Consider the following 16,633-nt stretch of genomic DNA (forward strand, 5'->3'; position numbering starts at 1 on the left):
TAAGGAATAGTTACCATACATTTTCCCATTTTTCTAACAACATGACATCCGTACCTCGGATATGCGAAATTTTTTTTATGGTTGTTGATGTATTTTTTAATATGAATTCTATGTCTGAGAATAAGTCGATGCCATGATGTTTTAATGGCCGTAATAAAAAATAGGCCTTCCCTTTATGGGCAAGTGAATTTGCAAGAGCCTGGATATAACTCTGGAAAGAACTGTCTAAATAAAATCTACACCGATTTTTAAACTGGGAAGGTGAAAGCATGCCGTGTTCTGGATGGAAATAGGGTGGATTACTGATAATTAAATCAAATGTTCCTTCCCATTTTTTTTCTCGTAATGCATCATAATTTAAAAGATGCCAGCGGCATTGCAACTCAGATCGGTTCATGTTCGCGACGTTTTGATAAAAATATTCAGTATAAATATCCTGAATTTCAATAAAGTCAATCTGTCGGATTGCGTGAAGGTGCCATGACAGTTCAATCCCAATTACCCCACAACCTGCACAGAGATCTAAAATGCGCAAAGAACCCAGATCTGGATGGGATTGCAATTGATTTGCGACAAATCGCGCGAGATGAATTGAATCCAAACTAAAATGGTATTCGTCAGGTTGTTTGTAGTTATAAGTGAAATTCATGTCTCTGGTTCATCAATACAAATTATCGGGGTAGGCTATTTTAATCTTATTCAGTGGACAATTATCCTATGAAGTCATTTTTTTTGCCAAATAAAAAGAGGAATTATTTTGCACAGTTCATTCAATTTTGTCCTGATCAAAGTATTGCGGGGGGAAAGGTTGCCGATGTAAAGTAGCACAACTCCAAATAAATCTTTATTCCTATATTTTCAAGGATTATCCTTATCCTTTGGAGTTGCTACCTTAGGTCAGGTCTGAACCTTTTATGCACTTTTATAAAATGTACATTTATTCTCAAATCCTTTCTGATGCGCTCCCTCCGAATTGACTTGATAAGAATTCACAATCAGGGTATCGCCATCCATTGTTAAGGTAGTTTCTAAATGAAATGCCAACAGAGTTTGTTCCGAGCTGTTCCTATCAACCCAACTGGTTGTTACAAAAACATCCTTACTTTTTAATACAGTCCCTTCAGTATTCCACGTGAGTAACATATGGTTTGTTGTCGCATTCCATTTATTGGATGAAGACTCACTCAACATTTGTCCTATACCGTACCCCTGGCCATCAAATTCAACATAATAATAGTCGTTTTTAATAGTGACAGTTTGTATCCCCTCAGATGCAGAACACGTACCAGTCCACTGACCAGAGAAATCAGTATAGCTTTGTTTCCTGGCACTTTTGGAGGTCATATCAGTCTGGTTCAATCTGTATTTTGGCATGAAATGGTTCAAGAAATTAGAAGCAAAAGAAGAACTAATCAGACAGCTTCCTAGTAAAACAGTACTCATTATTTTAATACTCATGAACATCCTCCAGTGATTTTTAAAATTAATATAGTTTCTTAGCAATTTTTATTAAGAGAGAGATGGAAAAGAAGTGAGGGAAACCAGTTCTCCGGTATATGAAAGTCTGCTGAGATATTAAGTCAATGTTCTTGATATTGTCAAAAAATGGACTTTACCTGAGACAGGAAATATTTAAAAACGCTTTTTGGTGGATTGCCTGAAGCGGAACTCATACATGGGATGTCGGGCTCAGGCCCGACGGTCGCTAATTAACTTTTAGTACAGGTTTCTGTGCCACTATCTTTTCTCGATTGAGATATCCAGTGACCTTGAAGGGAACCATCTGGCTTGAGTGTGATGGATAAAAGACCCACGAGTGTCGGGTCGGTTGTACTCCAAAAAGAGGAGGTCAACGCATTATTGATATTCGGACTCATTAAGCCAGTTCCATACAGCACAGGATTACCCGAATCATCATCCCATTCAGAGTTATAGGTATCGCCGCTTTTCGATATGTTTAGGGATAAATTTTTATTGTCTAAAGAGCCACCTTTCCACTGACATTTATAATTACCAACGAGAGACGGAGATGTGCTTTTAGTCGTGTCCGCACAAGCCAATGTCGAAAGAAAAAATAAAACGGCTGTTGAAGAGATTCTTGCCAACGCTGCTTTCATAACAAACTCCTTTTGTTCATTCATAAAAATGCATATACCGTTCATGATGATTTTTTACAATTAAATTGTCCTGTTTTACTTCGATTGCTTTGCACCCATTGTCCTTCTAAAGTTCCGTCAGGCTGAGCAACGATATATTGGACAAGAGTCGCTGAAGGAGCCTTTGGCCACCAAAATAAAAAAGAAAATACATGATTCATGTCTTTATTTTGCAGACCAACACCAATGATGCTAGGAGTCGAATCACCTTCTCCTTTTTTTTCCATTCTATAATTATTTTGTTTGTCTTTTTTAATGATAAGTATTTCTTTGCCGTCGGGAGGGTTGATAGTGGCATCATGGTAAGTGCAGGAATAGGTACCCAAAATATCTGGGGATGATGTGGGCGCTGTATCTGCAAAAGCTATAGATAATGCTGAGAAACAAATCACCCCAAGCACCATATTTAAAGTTATCTTATTCATTGAAATCATGAAAAAACTCCTTTTAAAATTACTCCATCTTTAAAATATTTCTACATTTTAGGAAATATTTTTTTAATATTATAGATTATCTTACATCAGATGTTTTAATAAATGGGCAGGACAGAGGTATTTGCAAAAATATAAACTAATTTGATTTTTAATTATTTAACTTGTATCGAATCCGCCCAAGGCGGATCTCCTAAAAAGGGTTGCGATTGCAAATCTTAAATTATCTCTTATCAAGGCCAGAGCTTCACTTCCTTGCTGTTGAATCATTTACGCCCATTTGTGACTATGGCAAAATGGAATGTTTTCTAATATTTTTTTGTAGGAGTTTGCATGGTCTCCGTTTCAGTTATTGGCTCTGGGGCAGTAGGTAAATTTTATGGGGGCCTATTTGTTCTTGCAGGATGCCATGTTTCTTATCTTGAACGCTCAGATTATTTAATTTTGCAAGAGAGAAACTATTATGAGATAGAACTGCCCAACGGCCAAATCTTGAAAATTACACCCAGCCAGGTGGTGAAGAATTACATGCAACTTCCCAAATCGGATATCATACTTGTCGCATTAAAAACCACGGAAAATTCTATATTAAAAGAAATTCTCCCCTGCATACTGAAACCCGAAAGTAAAATTCTTATGTTACAAAATGGAATTGGTAATGAGGAGTTTCTATCTACCTTCATTAAAAACCATTCTATAGTGTGCGGAGTAACTACGATAGGCGCTACAAGAATCAATCCGGGACATGTCCAAATCAAACATTTTGGAGAACTCAAACTTGCTCCTTTTGCAAATAATACCATTTCAGATTGTGATTTCATCAAACAACATTTATGCACTAATCTTTCTCCTGAACTTTGTCCTACCGTTCAATTTTTTGAAAATCATCGTGTTCTTCGATGGACGAAATTATTGTGGAATACCACTTTTAGTAGCTTGTCTTTAGTGTTCAACACCTCAGTGGACAAGCTTTCTTTGTTAGAGAAATACCAGTCCATAGTGCGAGCAATGATGCACGAAGTAAGTTCTGTTGCTAAAAAAGATGGCGCAGAAATTGAAAACACGATTGACGCTTTAATCGATATTACAAAAGGGCTAAAAGAATATTATCCCAGTATGTATTACGACTTGAAGCAGGGTAAGCCAATTGAATCTGAATATATAGTTTCCAATGTAATTGACTATGGTCTTTCGCGGGGTTGCCATATACCTTATTTGTCTTTGATTTACCAAAAATTAAAACTTCTTGAAAAAAGAGATCAATGGTTTAGTGCGTTAGAGCAAGAAGAAATAAGTCATGAGTTATCAATGTTAGGCATCAATTAGGCCATAACTTAGAATGATCCTTGGAAATCAGCGACAACACAATTCAATGAACACGACATAAAAGTGTAGTTTACTACTTTTATGGCAACTTTTCATGAACGCGTTTCATATTGATTGAATTTTGCCATTTGGAAATAATTAACGCTGCAATAGCATTCCCCATCATATTGGTTAACGATCTTCCTGAAGACATAAAGCGATCCACGCCTAAAATGATGACCACACCAGCCACGGGTATTGTCCCTACAGCCGCTAAAGAACTTGCTAATATAATGAAACCGCTTCCGGTCACACCCGCAGCGCCTTTGGAACTAATGATCATAATAAGTAATAAAAAGATTTGCTGGTTGAGTGTTATATCCGAATTTGTGGCTTGGGCAATAAATAAGGCAGCAAGCGTCAGATAAATTGCTGTTCCATCTAAATTAAAAGAGTAACCTGTAGGTATCACTAAATCCACAACGGATTTATCACAGCCCAGTTCATTTAATTTCTCAAGGAGATTGGGCATTACAGTTTCAGACGAAGAGGTTGCAAACACAATGAATATTTCTGTTTTAAAATACTGGATGACTTTTAATATATTTAGACCGAGGAAAAAATAGACAATCATACCGAGTAGCACAACAATAAAAACAATACAGGTTAAGTAAAAACAAAGCAGTAATTCGGTTAATCCAATTAAAGAGTGCGCACCATATTGGCCCACTGTATAGGCCATCGCAGCAAAAGCAGCAATGGGTGCATAATGCATCATGGCATGAATGATATTAAAGAAAATTTTTGTTACATGCTCAAAAGATTCAAGGATAAATTTTCCCTTACTTCCATAAGACATTAATCCTAAAGCAAAGACAATAGCAACAAACAATACTTGCAGAATTTCTCCATGAATCAATGCACTAAAAAAGGTTTCAGGAATAATATTGAGTATAAAATCTTGTACATTGTCTATTTGCTCTGCTTTACCAAGATACGTGCTCGCTTCGGATAGATTTAAAGAAGCCGGGTCTATATTCATACCAGTTCCAGGATGGAAAAGATTTGCCACAACCAGTCCTAAAGCCAAGGCGCACGTTGTTGTAAACAAAAAATAAATAAGAGAAATCCCGCCAATTTTACCAACTGTCTTTAAATCACTTATTGCGGCAATCCCTGAAACAAGCGTAAAAAAAATGATGGGGGTAATCATCATTTTGATGAGCTTTATAAATAAATCCGCGAAGGGTTTAAAGGAGACGGCGAGATTTGGAGCAAGCATACCTAGAAAAATCCCGATAACGATACCGGCAATAACCTGAAAAGATAACTGCTTCAATAAGTTCATAATGAGTCCATTCACGAAAAAAGGGTTTTAAGTTTTATTTTTTTCTAAAGGATTGGCCACTTTATAGATGTAGTTCTCATAGCGAATATAACTCTCTTTAAATACCTGGGGCAGGATGCTTTGTATGACATAGTTTTTCATCTCTTCTAAATCCTGGTGTTTGTCCCACTCCCAAGTTATTGAAAAATATCCATCCCATGTGAAGCACCAGCCAGCAGATTCTTGTTCACAATCATTCTTCCATTGGATGTCACGCAATAATTGATAAGGTTCTAAAGTTTTGCTCACACTGCCTGGAATCGTATGCGATTGATTGATCATATGGATGAAATTTCGCTCATAAACAAGTTGGACTTCTTCTTTGTAGTCAAATCGTTTACCAAGTATCGATTGTTGTACCTCAAGTAAAAATTTATCTTTGGCCAGGGGATCTGATGCAGGATCTTGGGTCACCGTGATATTTAGCATGCCGCTTTTATAAAAATCATCTATAAGTTCTTGAACAATGAATGAGGCAGGATATTGATTTTGATACGATGCATGCCCACAAGCAGGAAGTGCGAATTTGAAATGGTACAAATTTCCTTCATGGCTAATTTGAATTTTTTCTTTGCTTGGCACAGTAATGTCTTTGCACTCCAAAACAGGCTCAGTATTTACAGATGGTGCAACAGGAGCAGCACCAGCTTCTAAATAACAGCAAATCATCATGAGCAAAAAAGTACTCGTCTTTGTTACTTTGGATAATGGCATAGTGGCACCTGGATAAGAATAAAAAAAGTATCATACCATATCTGCAACACAGCACTTACTGATATCCTTATGCGGATGAACCTGCTTTGCTTATGGCGTATTACTGGATGAAAAAAAATAAACGTAGTTGGCCTATATTTTTTACTATTCTGATATTATTCAATTTTTTATTCTATACTTATTAAGGTTTAGGAATTTAATTGACTCTTAAATAGCTCTGGATTGATAATTTATAGGAGATTATTATGGCTAGAAATGATGGAAGCAACAGTGTGGCTATTGTTGCTATTGTCGTGATTGTGATTCTTGTAGCTGTGGGAGCTTATTATTTCTTTAATCAAAATCCTGGTCCTGCAACAGGGACTACCGGTACCACTTCTACAACAATATCTGCACCCAAAACCTCAATAGACATGCCACAAACTACTCCTGGCTCAGGCACAGGCGGTACAAGCACCGGAACAGGTGGTACAAGCACTGGCGGTGGAAGCAGCGGTGGTGGGTCTAATAAATAATGGTCATGACTGGTGGGAATTACTTGGTAAAATAGAAGTAAGCCTCATCTGCGAAACCATATTACCTGGGTCTTGCTCGGTGAGATCTGACCCAGGCCTGTCTTATTTGATGCTTCATCCGAATCACCACGAAATCAAATATTCCCTATTTCATCAAATGACTTGGCGCCTGAAATCAGAACCTCTTGACCCAAAACTTAAAAAGTAGCTTTCCATATTTCCTGAGTCTCCCTTTGACATTGAAGGATAGGTTAAATTTTCAATTGTATAGACGATTTAAACCAAAGGTTAAATCGGTTTTATGGCGAAGGTTCATGCTAGTGTATTGCCTCTATAAAAGAGGATTTTTAACTGGCTGGGGAATCGGTGCTGGTGGCGAAAAAAGGAAGAGAAGTAGTAATATGATGAAAATAATTAGAGAGATATAAAAAACAATTTTCGCTTTCTCGGTTGTAGAAGCATCGGTTCCTTTGAATCCCATATATCCTGAAATTAAGACAATAACTAAAAAAATCAAAGTTGCGGTTAACATTTTATCGTTCCTTTTCAGAATAAAGTTTATTTCGCTAAATCTCTTTTATTTAATTATAGATAGCTTTATCTCGATTGTTTCTTTTAATTGATTCACAGGTTACCTAAATCGCAATGAGATTGATAATAGCCTGTTTGTTTTTAATTTTGGTTTATGTTAGAAATCATAAACTTAATGAATGCAATTGAAATGCATTTTTCTTTTTTATAAAAGAGATTTTCATGGATGAAAAGAATAATAAATCCCTTACGCTTCATGTCTGGGTAGTATGCGCCTTGGGTTTGTTTGTGGATGGTTATGATTTATACATCACCTCTGTCGCCGAACCTTTCATCAACGCTTTATATGAGCCTTCTTCTTTAATGATTGGCCTTACTCAGGCTGCAGCACCTTTAGGTGCAGTATTTGGCGCAATTATTATTGGGCGATTGGCCGATATGGTGGGTAGAAAAAGCATGCTCATGATGAATCTTGTGTTTTTTGTAGTGATTTCATTATGTTCTGCATTGGCATGGGATATTACCTCTATTTGCATCTTTCGATTTTTATTAGGGTTTGGCGTAGGTGCCGATTATCCCATTTGTGCTGCTTATTTGGCTGAAATGATACCTGCTCGGAAAAGCAATCAATTTATTGCCACAGCGATGTTCATTAATTGTTTGGCTTCCCCAGTAGGGGTACTTGTTGCCTGGTTGTTATTTAAAATTCATCCCGAGATTGACGTGTGGCGCTGGATATTCGCTTCAGGAGCTATACCCGCTGCACTGGGCTTATTATTTAGAGCAAGACTGCCAGAAAGTTTTATATGGAAAGTGCATCAACAAATAAAAACCACTTCGAAAGGTTTATTCTTAGACCATTATCGTTTGATTTTTTCTCCTGATCGAGTAAAAATTACTGTTTGCCTCTGTGTGTGCTGGTTTTTATTAGATATTTCATACTATGGTATCGGTTTATTTACCCCTCATGTCTTACAGTCATTTAATCTCTCGAGCGATGCCAGTTTTTTGCAAGCACAAACTGAGGTACTGAAAAGCACCTTGTTGGTGAATGTTTTTGTTTCTTTAGGAGCTTTTGCGGTCATTTTTTTCATCAACCATATTCCATTAATCAAGCTTCAGAAAACAGGATTTTTAGGTTCCTTCATAGGACTATTTATCCTGAGCCTTAGCTTTCTTATTCCAAGTTCCAGTATCATTTTCATCGGGTTTATTTTATTTAATTTTTTTATAAATTTTGGGCCTGGCATTACGACTTATTTATTACCCGCCATGATTTATCCTCCTGAAGTTAAAGCAACGGGCCATGGACTGGCTGCGGGGACAGGTAAACTGGGTGCTTTTGTAGGAACTGTATTTTTACCCATTTTTCAATCCGGGTTAGGTATCTATCTGACTTTATCCATACTGGCCAGTACTCTTTTATTAGGTTGGTTGTTCACTAAATTCATGGAGCGAGAAAAGAGCAAATTACTTCATTTATCAAAGCCAATCTCGGATAAACCCATTTTATCCAGTGCATAAATTGAAAAGGGTAAAATTGTCCTCATTTACCCAATCTTGAAGTCAAGACTTGCCGGCACCCTTAAATTTTCTTTGGGTTTTTTTGAATGTTGAAGTGGTTCTCTTTTTAGTTGGCACATGTTTTTGTGACTTTGAAACACCAGTGGATTGGGGAACATGGTGTTTGGGTTCAAAATCATCGATCTCAATTCGTGATAACTTACATTGTATCAATTTTTCTATAGCGTTGAGCTGGTTTACTTCATCGGCACTGACTAAGGAGACGGCTAATCCTGAAGCCCCTGCGCGTCCGGTTCGCCCAATTCGATGAACATAATCCTCCGCAACCTGGGGTAAATCAAAATTAACCACACAGGGTAGTTGGTCAATATCTATTCCTCGAGCGGCAATGTCAGTGGCGACTAAAATATGCAGTTCCCCAGATTTAAATTCAGCTAAAATTTTAGTTCTCTGGGACTGCGATTTATTGCTATGAATGGCCGCAGCATGAATTTGAGCCTCAGCCAATTGTTTTACTAATTTATTGGCGCCGTGTTTTGTTCTTGAAAATACAAGAGTCTGACCCCACTTGTTTTTGTGAATCAAATGGCTCAGTAAAGCTGCTTTTCGGCTTTTATCCACGGGATGTACTGTTTGTTTGATTTTAACTACGGTTGTATTTCGAGGAGTGATATCAATTTCTACAGGTTGATTAAGTAATGTTTTTACAAGTTTCCGGATTGGATCATTAAAGGTTGCTGAGAACATAAGGTTCTGGCGTTTTTGGGGTAACCATTGAATGATTCTTTTCATGTCATGAATAAATCCCATATCCAACATTCTGTCGGCTTCATCCAGCACCAGCGTATCTACTTCATTAAGCTGTATTGCGCGCTGTTGGTGTAAATCCAATAAACGTCCGGGTGTGGCGACAAGAATCTCTACCCCTGAACGAAGCTTCATCATTTGGGGATTAATTTTTACTCCACCAAAAACAACGGCTGAACGAAGTGATAAATGACGTCCATATTGTAGGATGCTTTCATGGACTTGATTGGCTAATTCGCGGGTAGGGGTTAGAATGAGCACGTAAGTTCTGTTACTTTTAGCGCGTGGTTTTGAGTGCAATTTCTGTAAAATAGGCAATACAAAACTTGCTGTTTTCCCAGTCCCTGTTTGTGCCGAAGCAAGAACATCCCGTTCAGATAGTATATGGGGAATTGCTTGAGCTTGAATGGGAGAGGGCTCTTCGTAACTTAATTCGTTTAAAGCTTGAAGTAAGGGGTCGATTAAACCTAACGACTTAAAACTCATGCTGTTTCCTTTATTTATTGGACTGGTGGAAGGGATGGAAGGTATTTCAAAATGTTTATTTTAAGGGCAATTGTAGCACAACTGTTGAAAAATATATATTGAAGCCTTGTAAAACCTTTTTGAAATGGTGATTTCAATGAATAATTTATTGCATTAACCTCATATCCTTCTAAAATGATGTCAAGTCAGATGACAAGGAAAAAGTGATGGATTATCAATTAACTGAAGCACATATAAACTTTTGGAAAGAGCAGGGCTTTGTTCTTTTGGGTGACTTTCTCCATTACAATTTAAAACAAAAACTGCAAACCTGGTGTGATGAACTTACATCTTGGCCTGAAACGCCAGGGAAGTGGATGAAATATTTTGAAAAAAATGCCCAAGGGGAACGGCAATTGTGCCGCATTGAAAATTTTATAGATTACCACTTGGGTATGCATGAAGTGGCCAATAGTATACGTACTGTCAATTTAATATCCTCTTTAATGGGAGAGCGGGCGAGTATTTTTAAGGAAAAAATAAATTATAAATTTCCAGGGGGAGGGGGCTTTAAGCCTCACCAGGACGCGCCTGCCTTTGTGAGTTTTAACCAGAAATTCCATATCACAATGATGGTGGCAATCGATGATTGCACTTTGGAAAATGGTTGTTTACAAGTGGTAGCAGGGGGGGCCAATAAACCTATTATTCTGCCTCAAGAGTCCGATGGCTCCATCAAAAGGGAAATTGCTGGTGCATTTCAATGGTCTCCGATTGAGTGTAGAACGGGTGATGTCATTTTATTTGATTCCTACTTACCTCATTATTCTGAGGCAAACCAAAGTAATAAACCCCGTCGAGCAATTTTTATCACTTTTAGTAAATTTTCTGAAGGTGGAAGGAAGCGTGAAGCTTATTACCAGGATAAGCGGGAAAAATTTCCTCCTGACTGTGAACGTGACCCCAATAAAGATTACTCTGCCGGAGCAGCTATTTATAATGTCGCTAACCCGATTAGTGAAATGATGCAATGAATACATTGAATATATACCAAAAAGTAGATAAATCTCTTCAATATTTGTCTTTAGCAAACGAAATGGATTACATCGGGGAACCTGTTTCTCAATTAGAACATGCTCTGCAATGTGCGTATTTTGCTGAAAAAGCGGGACATTGCCATGAAGTGATCCTCGCTTGCTTATTTCATGATATAGGTCATTTTGCTTCAGAAACACAGCAAAGGAATATGGAGAACTTAGGCATAGTGCATCATGAATGGATCGGTGCAAAAATTGCCTACGATCTGGGTTTTTCTGCAAAAGTGGCTTTACTCATTGGTCAACATGTTAATGCCAAGCGATATTTGGCAGGTAAAAAGAAGGATTATTTTGGACGTTTATCCGAAGCGAGTAAAAAAACGCTGGCTTTCCAAGGGGGAGTGATGTCTGATGATGAGATGCATCAGTTTGAATGCAATCCCCATTATAAAGATATATTGCGGGTGCGAATTCATGATGAGAAAGCCAAGCAACTGAATATAAAAGTCCCTGACCTTTATCATTACCGATCTTATCTAGTGAACCATTTGAAGAAAACATTAGAAACTGCTGCAAATAGTTCCCTTTGCGATTATGTCGATAACCAATGGGTAGCACAATTTAAAGCATTTCTGGAAAAAGGATGTGGGGAAAGTTCCTGAGGATCCGCTACCCTTCGGCTGTATGCCGCGCACACCTCGCGTCACGTAGGTAAGAGTCATAATTCATTTCGGTTTTTATATACTTACGGCATAGAGGTTCTCCACAACAATAAAAAATAAATTCGCCCGGTACGGAAAAAAGGGCTAAAATTATGTAGAAAAATTTAACATGAATGATCGAATCGGTTGGCCGTTTAATAATTTCTCGAGGGCCAAAATAAAATGCAAACGCACATAAATGAAGAAACGAAACAGCTTTGGATAATTTTACTGATAGTATTTATCAGTTTTATTGGTTCCTCCATAGCTTATCCCATTTTCCCACCTTTGTTTTTACAATCTTCTGATCAGTTGATTATTTCACCCGAATGGAGTGATACCAACAGACGTATTTTGCTGGGGTTAACTCTCGCTATTTTCCCGCTGGGACAATTTATAGGCTCGCCCATCCTGGGTAGAAACTCGGATTTGTATGGCCGCAAGAGAATATTAATCATCAGTTTGGCAGGAAGTTTGCTGGGTTACCTATTGACTGTCTTATCCTTTTGGTTCAATAGTTTTTGGTTGCTCTTGTTTAGCCGATTTTTAACGGGGTTTATGGAGGGAACTTTTGCTGTTGCAAGGGCATACGCTTCAGAATTGACTTCCATCAATAAATTTGTCAGTTTTGGCAGGATCAACAGCATGGCCGGTATTGGTTATATTATAGGCCCAATAATAGGTGGTTTACTGTCCAATTCAAATTTTATCCCATGGTTTTCCTGGTCATTCCCTTTTTTAATTGCAGCGTTGGCCTCTGTGATTACTTTAGCTCTTGCCTGGTGGAAGCTGCCAGAACATAAAAACCTCAATCCACCTAAAAAAGAATCCCTATCGAGTCAATTAAATATTATTCGCCAATTCAAGCGATTATTCGAAAGTCATCCTCATTTAATTCCCATGCTCATCATCAGTACTTTATTCACCTTTGCGGTCGACATGTTCTATGAATTCGGTCCAGTTTACCTGGCAGGTAAATGGCAAATGAGTCCAGGAATGATCGCCCTTTATAATGGGGCACTATCGGCAGCACTTGCTATAGGGGCATCATGGCTCCCGAACCATCTTTCAAAGCGCCTCCCTATTAATAAAATTGTTGTTGCGGCGATAATGGCAACAACCCTGATTTTTGCTGCGATGATTGCCTTCCAGTATCCAATACCCATGTTTGTATTTTTTGCCCTGAGTGGATTTAGCATCACCAGTGTTGTCACCACGCTAACCATTCATATCTCTAATAAAGCGCACTCCGCCATTCAAGGTGAGGTGATGGGGGCACAAGTTGGTTTGCGGACTTTAGGTGATGCAATCATTTGCTTTGTGGGAGGATTTTTGATTGTTCTGTCCCTTATTACCCCCATTGTTTTATGTTGCATTACCGCTTTTATTGCAGGCATCCTTAGCTTGCATTATTTAAAACCTATGGATTAAGAAATTGGTTTGGAAGTCTGGTTTAAAGCCCGGTATTTGACTATCTTGTAAGGTTTAAAAATTAATCTTATAACTGGCTTCGGGCGAATGGGATTGAGGATTATTCATTTTAGCTAGAAAGCCATGCTGAAGTATGCTCGCTATAGGCCATTGTGTTTGCTGATGATGGATTATTTGCCCCTGACATGAGCTTAAAATAAGTTGCCCTTTATCATTGAAAATAGAGAAATTATTATCGTCATTTAATCCTCTTATTGAATCCGAAGATAAAGAAGTCATTCTTGGATTGGCGATGAGTGCATGAAAAAGTAAATCCATACGCGCTTCGGGTTGTTCATCCTCCAGGGATTCGAAATATTTTTGCGCGCAATAGGATAAAGGAGCGGCACTACCTGCAAGTATTCTCACCAATCCTTTTTGCCCTGAAGGCAATATTCCGTCTCTCATTTGGAAATTCCCGTTCTCATCAGCCAAATAGAAGGCATTTTGCTGTTTGCGGATATTGAGGGCACCTAATTTATAGATTCCATCGTCACACCCGGTAGGACCTAAAGCATCTGTAATCAGTATCATTTTTTTATTGATAGCTTTATGGATTAAAGAAATAAAAGATGAAGACAGGTGACCACCATCTGCAATGATTTCAACGCCAGGCGGGCAGCGTTCCGGATTTTCAAGAACCCATTGCACCAATGTACTTTTTGCATCATTTAAAGTAAGTTCCCGTGTTTCTCTACTGCAAGATTCCTGGCAAGCATTTCCCAGATGAGTAAATCCAATTGCACCTGCGGCAATGGCTCTATCAATATCTTCTTTATTATCGGGATTACAGTGGCCGAGAAACACTTTGACAAAAATACCTTCGCGTTCCAGATTTTTTGAATCTTTGATAAATTCTTCTGCACCAGGTATATCTGCAGCCAGGGTTATTTTCCAGTTTTTAATATGGGGAGCCACACTGATAATGTCTCTGAATTGCTTGATACTAATACGCTCTTGCAATGTTTCTTCAGCATGTGCCCCTTTACATTTTTTTGAAATAAAAGGTCCCTCGAGATGAATACCTAAAATTTGAGTGCAACCTGGTATGGGTGTTCGTTCCTGCTTTTCAATAAACTCATTGAGTTTGACTAATGATTTTTTTAAAGAGGGTATTGGCAAGGATACGAATGTGGCTAAAGCATAAGAAAGTCCAGTTTTTCCTAAAGCTAACACGAGATGTTCTAGCTTCTGGTCACTGAATTCATCTCCTAAATCGGAAAAATCTATGCCACCTTGTCCATGGACATGAGAATCGAGCATTCCGGGCAGTAAAAAATAACTTCCTTTACAATCCATTATATTGGGTTGCAGAGGAGGTAAATCTTCATCAATATTGAAAATAATTCTCAAGCCCTTATCATTCACCAGAACGTGCTTTAATTCTTTAGCCCCAGTACTCTTATAAACATAAATATTTTTAAATAACATTTAAATTCTATCCCTTAGGTCAATACTCGTTTCATGACCACTTTAAGTTCCTGCTTTTCTTTAGAATCATATACTTCTGAAAAATATCCTAGAGTTTCGTTGCTAAATTGTTTAAGATCGCGCGAAAATTCCAATTTCTCAAACCCAGCACCTACTGAACCAACATAATGTAACAAAATATGAAAATGAGATGAATGTATCTTTAATACTTTTTTCCGAAGCAATTAATCCATTCTTTTTATTTTACCTTTTTTGATGTTTCACTTTTTAATGGAGTATTTATCTATGTTTGGCCGTACTATTGTTAGGCAGACCCCTGAAGGAATGGCAAAAGAAGTGGCTCGAATCATTCAAAAAAAAATTATCGAGAACAATGACAAAGGAATACCTACGGTATTGGGGCTGGCGACTGGTAGCACCCCTATTCCTGTATATAAAGAATTAATACGCATGCATCAAGAAGAAGGATTAGATTTCTCATCAGTCGTTACCTTTAATTTAGACGAGTATTGGGGTTTAGAAAAAACACATGCCCAATCCTACCATTACTACATGCATCAATACTTTTTTAATCATGTGAACATCAGAAAAGAAAATATACATATTCTTGAAGGGATGATCCCATTCAAAGAAATCAAAGAGCATGTCGCTCAATTTGAAGAGGAAATTAAAAAAGCAGGAGGTATTGATATTCAAATTTTAGGTTTGGGTGTCAATGGTCATATAGGCTTTAATGAACCGGGCTCAAAATTTGATTCCCAGACTCGCTTCATTGAGCTTGATGACAAAACTCGCGAAGCGAACAAACGCTTTTTTGAAACAAAGGACGAGGTACCTACTCATGCACTCACAATGGGAATAGGTACAATTATGCAGAGCAAAGAGTGCATTTTATTAGCATCCGGCGCCACTAAGGCAGACATTATTTTTGACATGTACTCATCATCCTCGGCCGATGAAAGGATACCCGCCACCGCTCTATATCATCATTATAAAGTGACTATCATACTAGATGAACAAGCGGCTTCGAAATTACCTTTAGAAATGAAAAAAGTAAAATCACCCTTGGTATCAAGAAGTATTTATGCGCCAAGTACTTCAGCGGAACCGAATTTTGCTCCAGATATACATAAACCGAATTATTTCATGGTGAATTATAAATAAAAACTAAGTCAACTTATTGGCAATGCATAGCACAGGGAAGTGCAACCATGGTCTGAGTTATGAATTCTAAATGTTTGATTGAAACAAAGGGTAGTTTTATAGCGCAAAACTACCCAATGCGGAAAAATGGATGTTATTGAACACCTGCTTGGCCATTTTGATAAGTTGCTTGACCTTTTTTATAATTCACCTGATTTGTTTGGTACATTCCTTTATTGGTTTGGCCACTATGATAGCCAGTCATATGATATCCTGAACCATGGTGATACCCAGACATGCCACTTTGATAATTTCCATGGCCTTTTCTGTACCGGGTTTGATAGTTTAACTGGTTGGTTTGATAGTTCATTTGAGTGTTTCGGTATCCTATTCCTCTTTTGTGATAACCTACATAGTTGTTATTATAGGTATTATGGCGATATTTCATATGTCTATAGTTTCTATAGCCAGAATAATATCCTGTATTTCCAGTGTATCCTACGTTATTAGAGTAATACCTGTGTTTTGAATAATAACTTGGATAATAACCATAAGAATTTCCATAATAACCATAGTTATTACCATACCCGCTCCAGCCTACGCCATAATAACTGGGAGAGCCGTAGTAGCCACTAGAATATCCTACCCCATAGTAACTGGGTGAACTATAGTAACCACTACCCCAACCTACCCCACGGTAATGAGATCGGTATCCTGGAGATACATATTTCGTCGACACATAGTGGTTGCGATATCCAGGGGAATTATAGGTGTCCATCGTAGTACAACCCCCTAATCCAACCAATGTTGATGCAATCCATACAAAATTTATTGTTTTATTCATTATAACCTCCTGTCGTTAAATGCAACTTTATTGTAGTATTAGAATATAAATCAAGCAAATTGATTTAAGAATGATCTTAAGATTTTTTTATTGAGCGCAAGAAGTTAGGGCATTTACTGTTCAGTCTTTACAAGGGATGAGCACAAGAAAAATAAATTGAAAAGCCCCTGCA

17 protein-coding genes are annotated in these 16,633 nt (G+C 37.8%); 7 read left to right on the plus strand and 10 right to left on the minus strand.

Features of this window, described 5'->3' with window-relative positions; genetic code table 11:
- Positions 1-10 precede the first annotated feature (10 nt).
- The 4 genes from BU07_RS0104245 to BU07_RS0104260 all read right to left on the minus strand — a co-directional run bounded on the left by BU07_RS0104245 (position 11) and on the right by BU07_RS0104260 (position 2,590).
- Complete coding sequence (locus tag BU07_RS0104245) at positions 11-649, minus strand: methyltransferase (protein WP_031563865.1); 639 nt, start codon at positions 647-649, stop codon at positions 11-13.
- A gap of 263 nt (positions 650-912) precedes the next feature.
- On the minus strand, positions 913-1,458 hold the full coding sequence (locus BU07_RS0104250) for a hypothetical protein (RefSeq protein WP_031563866.1): 546 nt from the start codon (positions 1,456-1,458) through the stop codon (positions 913-915).
- Between the two features lie 251 nt (positions 1,459-1,709).
- Complete coding sequence (locus BU07_RS0104255) at positions 1,710-2,117, minus strand: hypothetical protein (protein WP_031563867.1); 408 nt, start codon at positions 2,115-2,117, stop codon at positions 1,710-1,712.
- 41 nt (positions 2,118-2,158) lie between these two features.
- Positions 2,159-2,590: a hypothetical protein gene (locus BU07_RS0104260; protein WP_242601853.1), complete on the minus strand. Its 432-nt coding sequence runs from the start codon at positions 2,588-2,590 to the stop codon at positions 2,159-2,161.
- Positions 2,591-2,920: 330 nt separating this feature from the next.
- On the opposite strand from BU07_RS0104260, the gene BU07_RS0104270 reads away from it, so the two are divergent.
- Positions 2,921-3,913 (plus strand): ketopantoate reductase family protein, encoded by a 993-nt coding sequence (locus BU07_RS0104270; protein ID WP_031563869.1) that lies wholly within the window; start codon positions 2,921-2,923, stop codon positions 3,911-3,913.
- Between the two features lie 79 nt (positions 3,914-3,992).
- On the opposite strand, the gene dctA is transcribed toward BU07_RS0104270, so the two are convergent.
- Together dctA and BU07_RS0104280 are read right to left on the minus strand one after the other, a co-directional pair.
- Positions 3,993-5,240 (minus strand): C4-dicarboxylate transporter DctA, encoded by a 1,248-nt coding sequence (dctA, locus tag BU07_RS0104275; RefSeq protein ID WP_031563870.1) that lies wholly within the window; start codon positions 5,238-5,240, stop codon positions 3,993-3,995.
- Between the two features lie 27 nt (positions 5,241-5,267).
- Positions 5,268-5,993 (minus strand): hypothetical protein, encoded by a 726-nt coding sequence (locus BU07_RS0104280; protein WP_051635458.1) that lies wholly within the window; start codon positions 5,991-5,993, stop codon positions 5,268-5,270.
- Between the two features lie 245 nt (positions 5,994-6,238).
- Here BU07_RS0104280 and BU07_RS0104285 point away from each other — a divergent pair, with 245 nt between their 5' ends.
- A complete protein-coding gene (locus BU07_RS0104285; RefSeq protein WP_051635459.1) occupies positions 6,239-6,508 on the plus strand; it encodes a hypothetical protein in 270 nt (89 codons plus the stop codon).
- A 331-nt stretch (positions 6,509-6,839) separates the two neighbouring features.
- Here the strand turns inward: BU07_RS0104285 and BU07_RS0104290 are convergent, their stop codons facing one another.
- Positions 6,840-7,040 (minus strand): DUF1328 domain-containing protein, encoded by a 201-nt coding sequence (locus BU07_RS0104290; RefSeq protein WP_031563873.1) that lies wholly within the window; start codon positions 7,038-7,040, stop codon positions 6,840-6,842.
- A gap of 221 nt (positions 7,041-7,261) precedes the next feature.
- Here BU07_RS0104290 and BU07_RS0104295 point away from each other — a divergent pair, with 221 nt between their 5' ends.
- Positions 7,262-8,563, plus strand: coding sequence for an MFS transporter (locus BU07_RS0104295; protein WP_031563874.1), 1,302 nt, complete (start codon positions 7,262-7,264; stop codon positions 8,561-8,563).
- Between the two features lie 42 nt (positions 8,564-8,605).
- Here BU07_RS0104295 and BU07_RS0104300 read toward each other — a convergent pair whose 3' ends face one another.
- The gene (locus BU07_RS0104300; protein WP_031563875.1) at positions 8,606-9,856 is read right to left on the minus strand and encodes a DEAD/DEAH box helicase; all 1,251 of its coding nucleotides are present in this window, start codon (positions 9,854-9,856) and stop codon (positions 8,606-8,608) included.
- Between the two features lie 206 nt (positions 9,857-10,062).
- On the opposite strand from BU07_RS0104300, the gene BU07_RS0104305 reads away from it, so the two are divergent.
- The 3 genes from BU07_RS0104305 to BU07_RS0104315 all read left to right on the plus strand — a co-directional run bounded on the left by BU07_RS0104305 (position 10,063) and on the right by BU07_RS0104315 (position 13,004).
- Positions 10,063-10,869, plus strand: a complete 807-nt coding sequence (locus tag BU07_RS0104305) for a phytanoyl-CoA dioxygenase family protein (protein WP_031563876.1) — start codon at positions 10,063-10,065, stop codon at positions 10,867-10,869.
- Positions 10,866-11,534, plus strand: a complete 669-nt coding sequence (locus tag BU07_RS0104310) for an HD domain-containing protein (protein WP_031563877.1) — start codon at positions 10,866-10,868, stop codon at positions 11,532-11,534. Before BU07_RS0104305 ends, BU07_RS0104310 begins: the two co-directional genes overlap by 4 nt.
- 222 nt (positions 11,535-11,756) lie before the next feature.
- Positions 11,757-13,004 carry an MFS transporter gene (locus BU07_RS0104315; RefSeq protein ID WP_031563878.1) on the plus strand — a complete coding sequence of 416 codons (1,248 nt, stop codon included), beginning with the start codon at positions 11,757-11,759 and terminating at the stop codon, positions 13,002-13,004.
- Between the two features lie 54 nt (positions 13,005-13,058).
- Here BU07_RS0104315 and BU07_RS0104320 read toward each other — a convergent pair whose 3' ends face one another.
- Positions 13,059-14,474, minus strand: coding sequence for an N-acetylglucosamine-6-phosphate deacetylase (locus BU07_RS0104320; RefSeq protein ID WP_031563879.1), 1,416 nt, complete (start codon positions 14,472-14,474; stop codon positions 13,059-13,061).
- Positions 14,475-14,759: 285 nt separating this feature from the next.
- On the opposite strand from BU07_RS0104320, the gene nagB reads away from it, so the two are divergent.
- Complete coding sequence (nagB, locus tag BU07_RS0104330) at positions 14,760-15,638, plus strand: glucosamine-6-phosphate deaminase (RefSeq protein ID WP_051635460.1); 879 nt, start codon at positions 14,760-14,762, stop codon at positions 15,636-15,638.
- A 133-nt stretch (positions 15,639-15,771) separates the two neighbouring features.
- Here the strand turns inward: nagB and BU07_RS0104335 are convergent, their stop codons facing one another.
- Positions 15,772-16,461: a hypothetical protein gene (locus BU07_RS0104335; protein WP_031563882.1), complete on the minus strand. Its 690-nt coding sequence runs from the start codon at positions 16,459-16,461 to the stop codon at positions 15,772-15,774.
- Positions 16,462-16,633: the final 172 nt, after the last annotated feature.

Source organism: Legionella wadsworthii DSM 21896 = ATCC 33877, assembly GCF_000701265.1.
In the GTDB taxonomy this organism is placed as follows: Bacteria; Pseudomonadota; Gammaproteobacteria; order Legionellales; family Legionellaceae; genus Legionella; species Legionella wadsworthii.

Excerpts from the sequence above, each read along its gene's own strand:
- BU07_RS0104245 (WP_031563865.1), bottom strand. The coding sequence starts at position 649 with ATGAATTTCACTTATAACTACAAACAACCTGACGAATACCATTTTAGT.
- BU07_RS0104250 (WP_031563866.1), bottom strand. The coding sequence starts at position 1,458 with ATGAGTATTAAAATAATGAGTACTGTTTTACTAGGAAGCTGTCTGATT.
- BU07_RS0104255 (WP_031563867.1), bottom strand. The coding sequence starts at position 2,117 with ATGAAAGCAGCGTTGGCAAGAATCTCTTCAACAGCCGTTTTATTTTTT.
- BU07_RS0104260 (WP_242601853.1), bottom strand. The coding sequence starts at position 2,590 with ATGATTTCAATGAATAAGATAACTTTAAATATGGTGCTTGGGGTGATT.
- BU07_RS0104270 (WP_031563869.1), top strand. The coding sequence starts at position 2,921 with ATGGTCTCCGTTTCAGTTATTGGCTCTGGGGCAGTAGGTAAATTTTAT.
- dctA (WP_031563870.1), bottom strand. The coding sequence starts at position 5,240 with ATGAACTTATTGAAGCAGTTATCTTTTCAGGTTATTGCCGGTATCGTT.
- BU07_RS0104280 (WP_051635458.1), bottom strand. The coding sequence starts at position 5,993 with ATGCCATTATCCAAAGTAACAAAGACGAGTACTTTTTTGCTCATGATG.
- BU07_RS0104285 (WP_051635459.1), top strand. The coding sequence starts at position 6,239 with ATGGCTAGAAATGATGGAAGCAACAGTGTGGCTATTGTTGCTATTGTC.
- BU07_RS0104290 (WP_031563873.1), bottom strand. The coding sequence starts at position 7,040 with ATGTTAACCGCAACTTTGATTTTTTTAGTTATTGTCTTAATTTCAGGA.
- BU07_RS0104295 (WP_031563874.1), top strand. The coding sequence starts at position 7,262 with ATGGATGAAAAGAATAATAAATCCCTTACGCTTCATGTCTGGGTAGTA.
- BU07_RS0104300 (WP_031563875.1), bottom strand. The coding sequence starts at position 9,856 with ATGAGTTTTAAGTCGTTAGGTTTAATCGACCCCTTACTTCAAGCTTTA.
- BU07_RS0104305 (WP_031563876.1), top strand. The coding sequence starts at position 10,063 with ATGGATTATCAATTAACTGAAGCACATATAAACTTTTGGAAAGAGCAG.
- BU07_RS0104310 (WP_031563877.1), top strand. The coding sequence starts at position 10,866 with ATGAATACATTGAATATATACCAAAAAGTAGATAAATCTCTTCAATAT.
- BU07_RS0104315 (WP_031563878.1), top strand. The coding sequence starts at position 11,757 with ATGCAAACGCACATAAATGAAGAAACGAAACAGCTTTGGATAATTTTA.
- BU07_RS0104320 (WP_031563879.1), bottom strand. The coding sequence starts at position 14,474 with ATGTTATTTAAAAATATTTATGTTTATAAGAGTACTGGGGCTAAAGAA.
- nagB (WP_051635460.1), top strand. The coding sequence starts at position 14,760 with ATGTTTGGCCGTACTATTGTTAGGCAGACCCCTGAAGGAATGGCAAAA.
- BU07_RS0104335 (WP_031563882.1), bottom strand. The coding sequence starts at position 16,461 with ATGAATAAAACAATAAATTTTGTATGGATTGCATCAACATTGGTTGGA.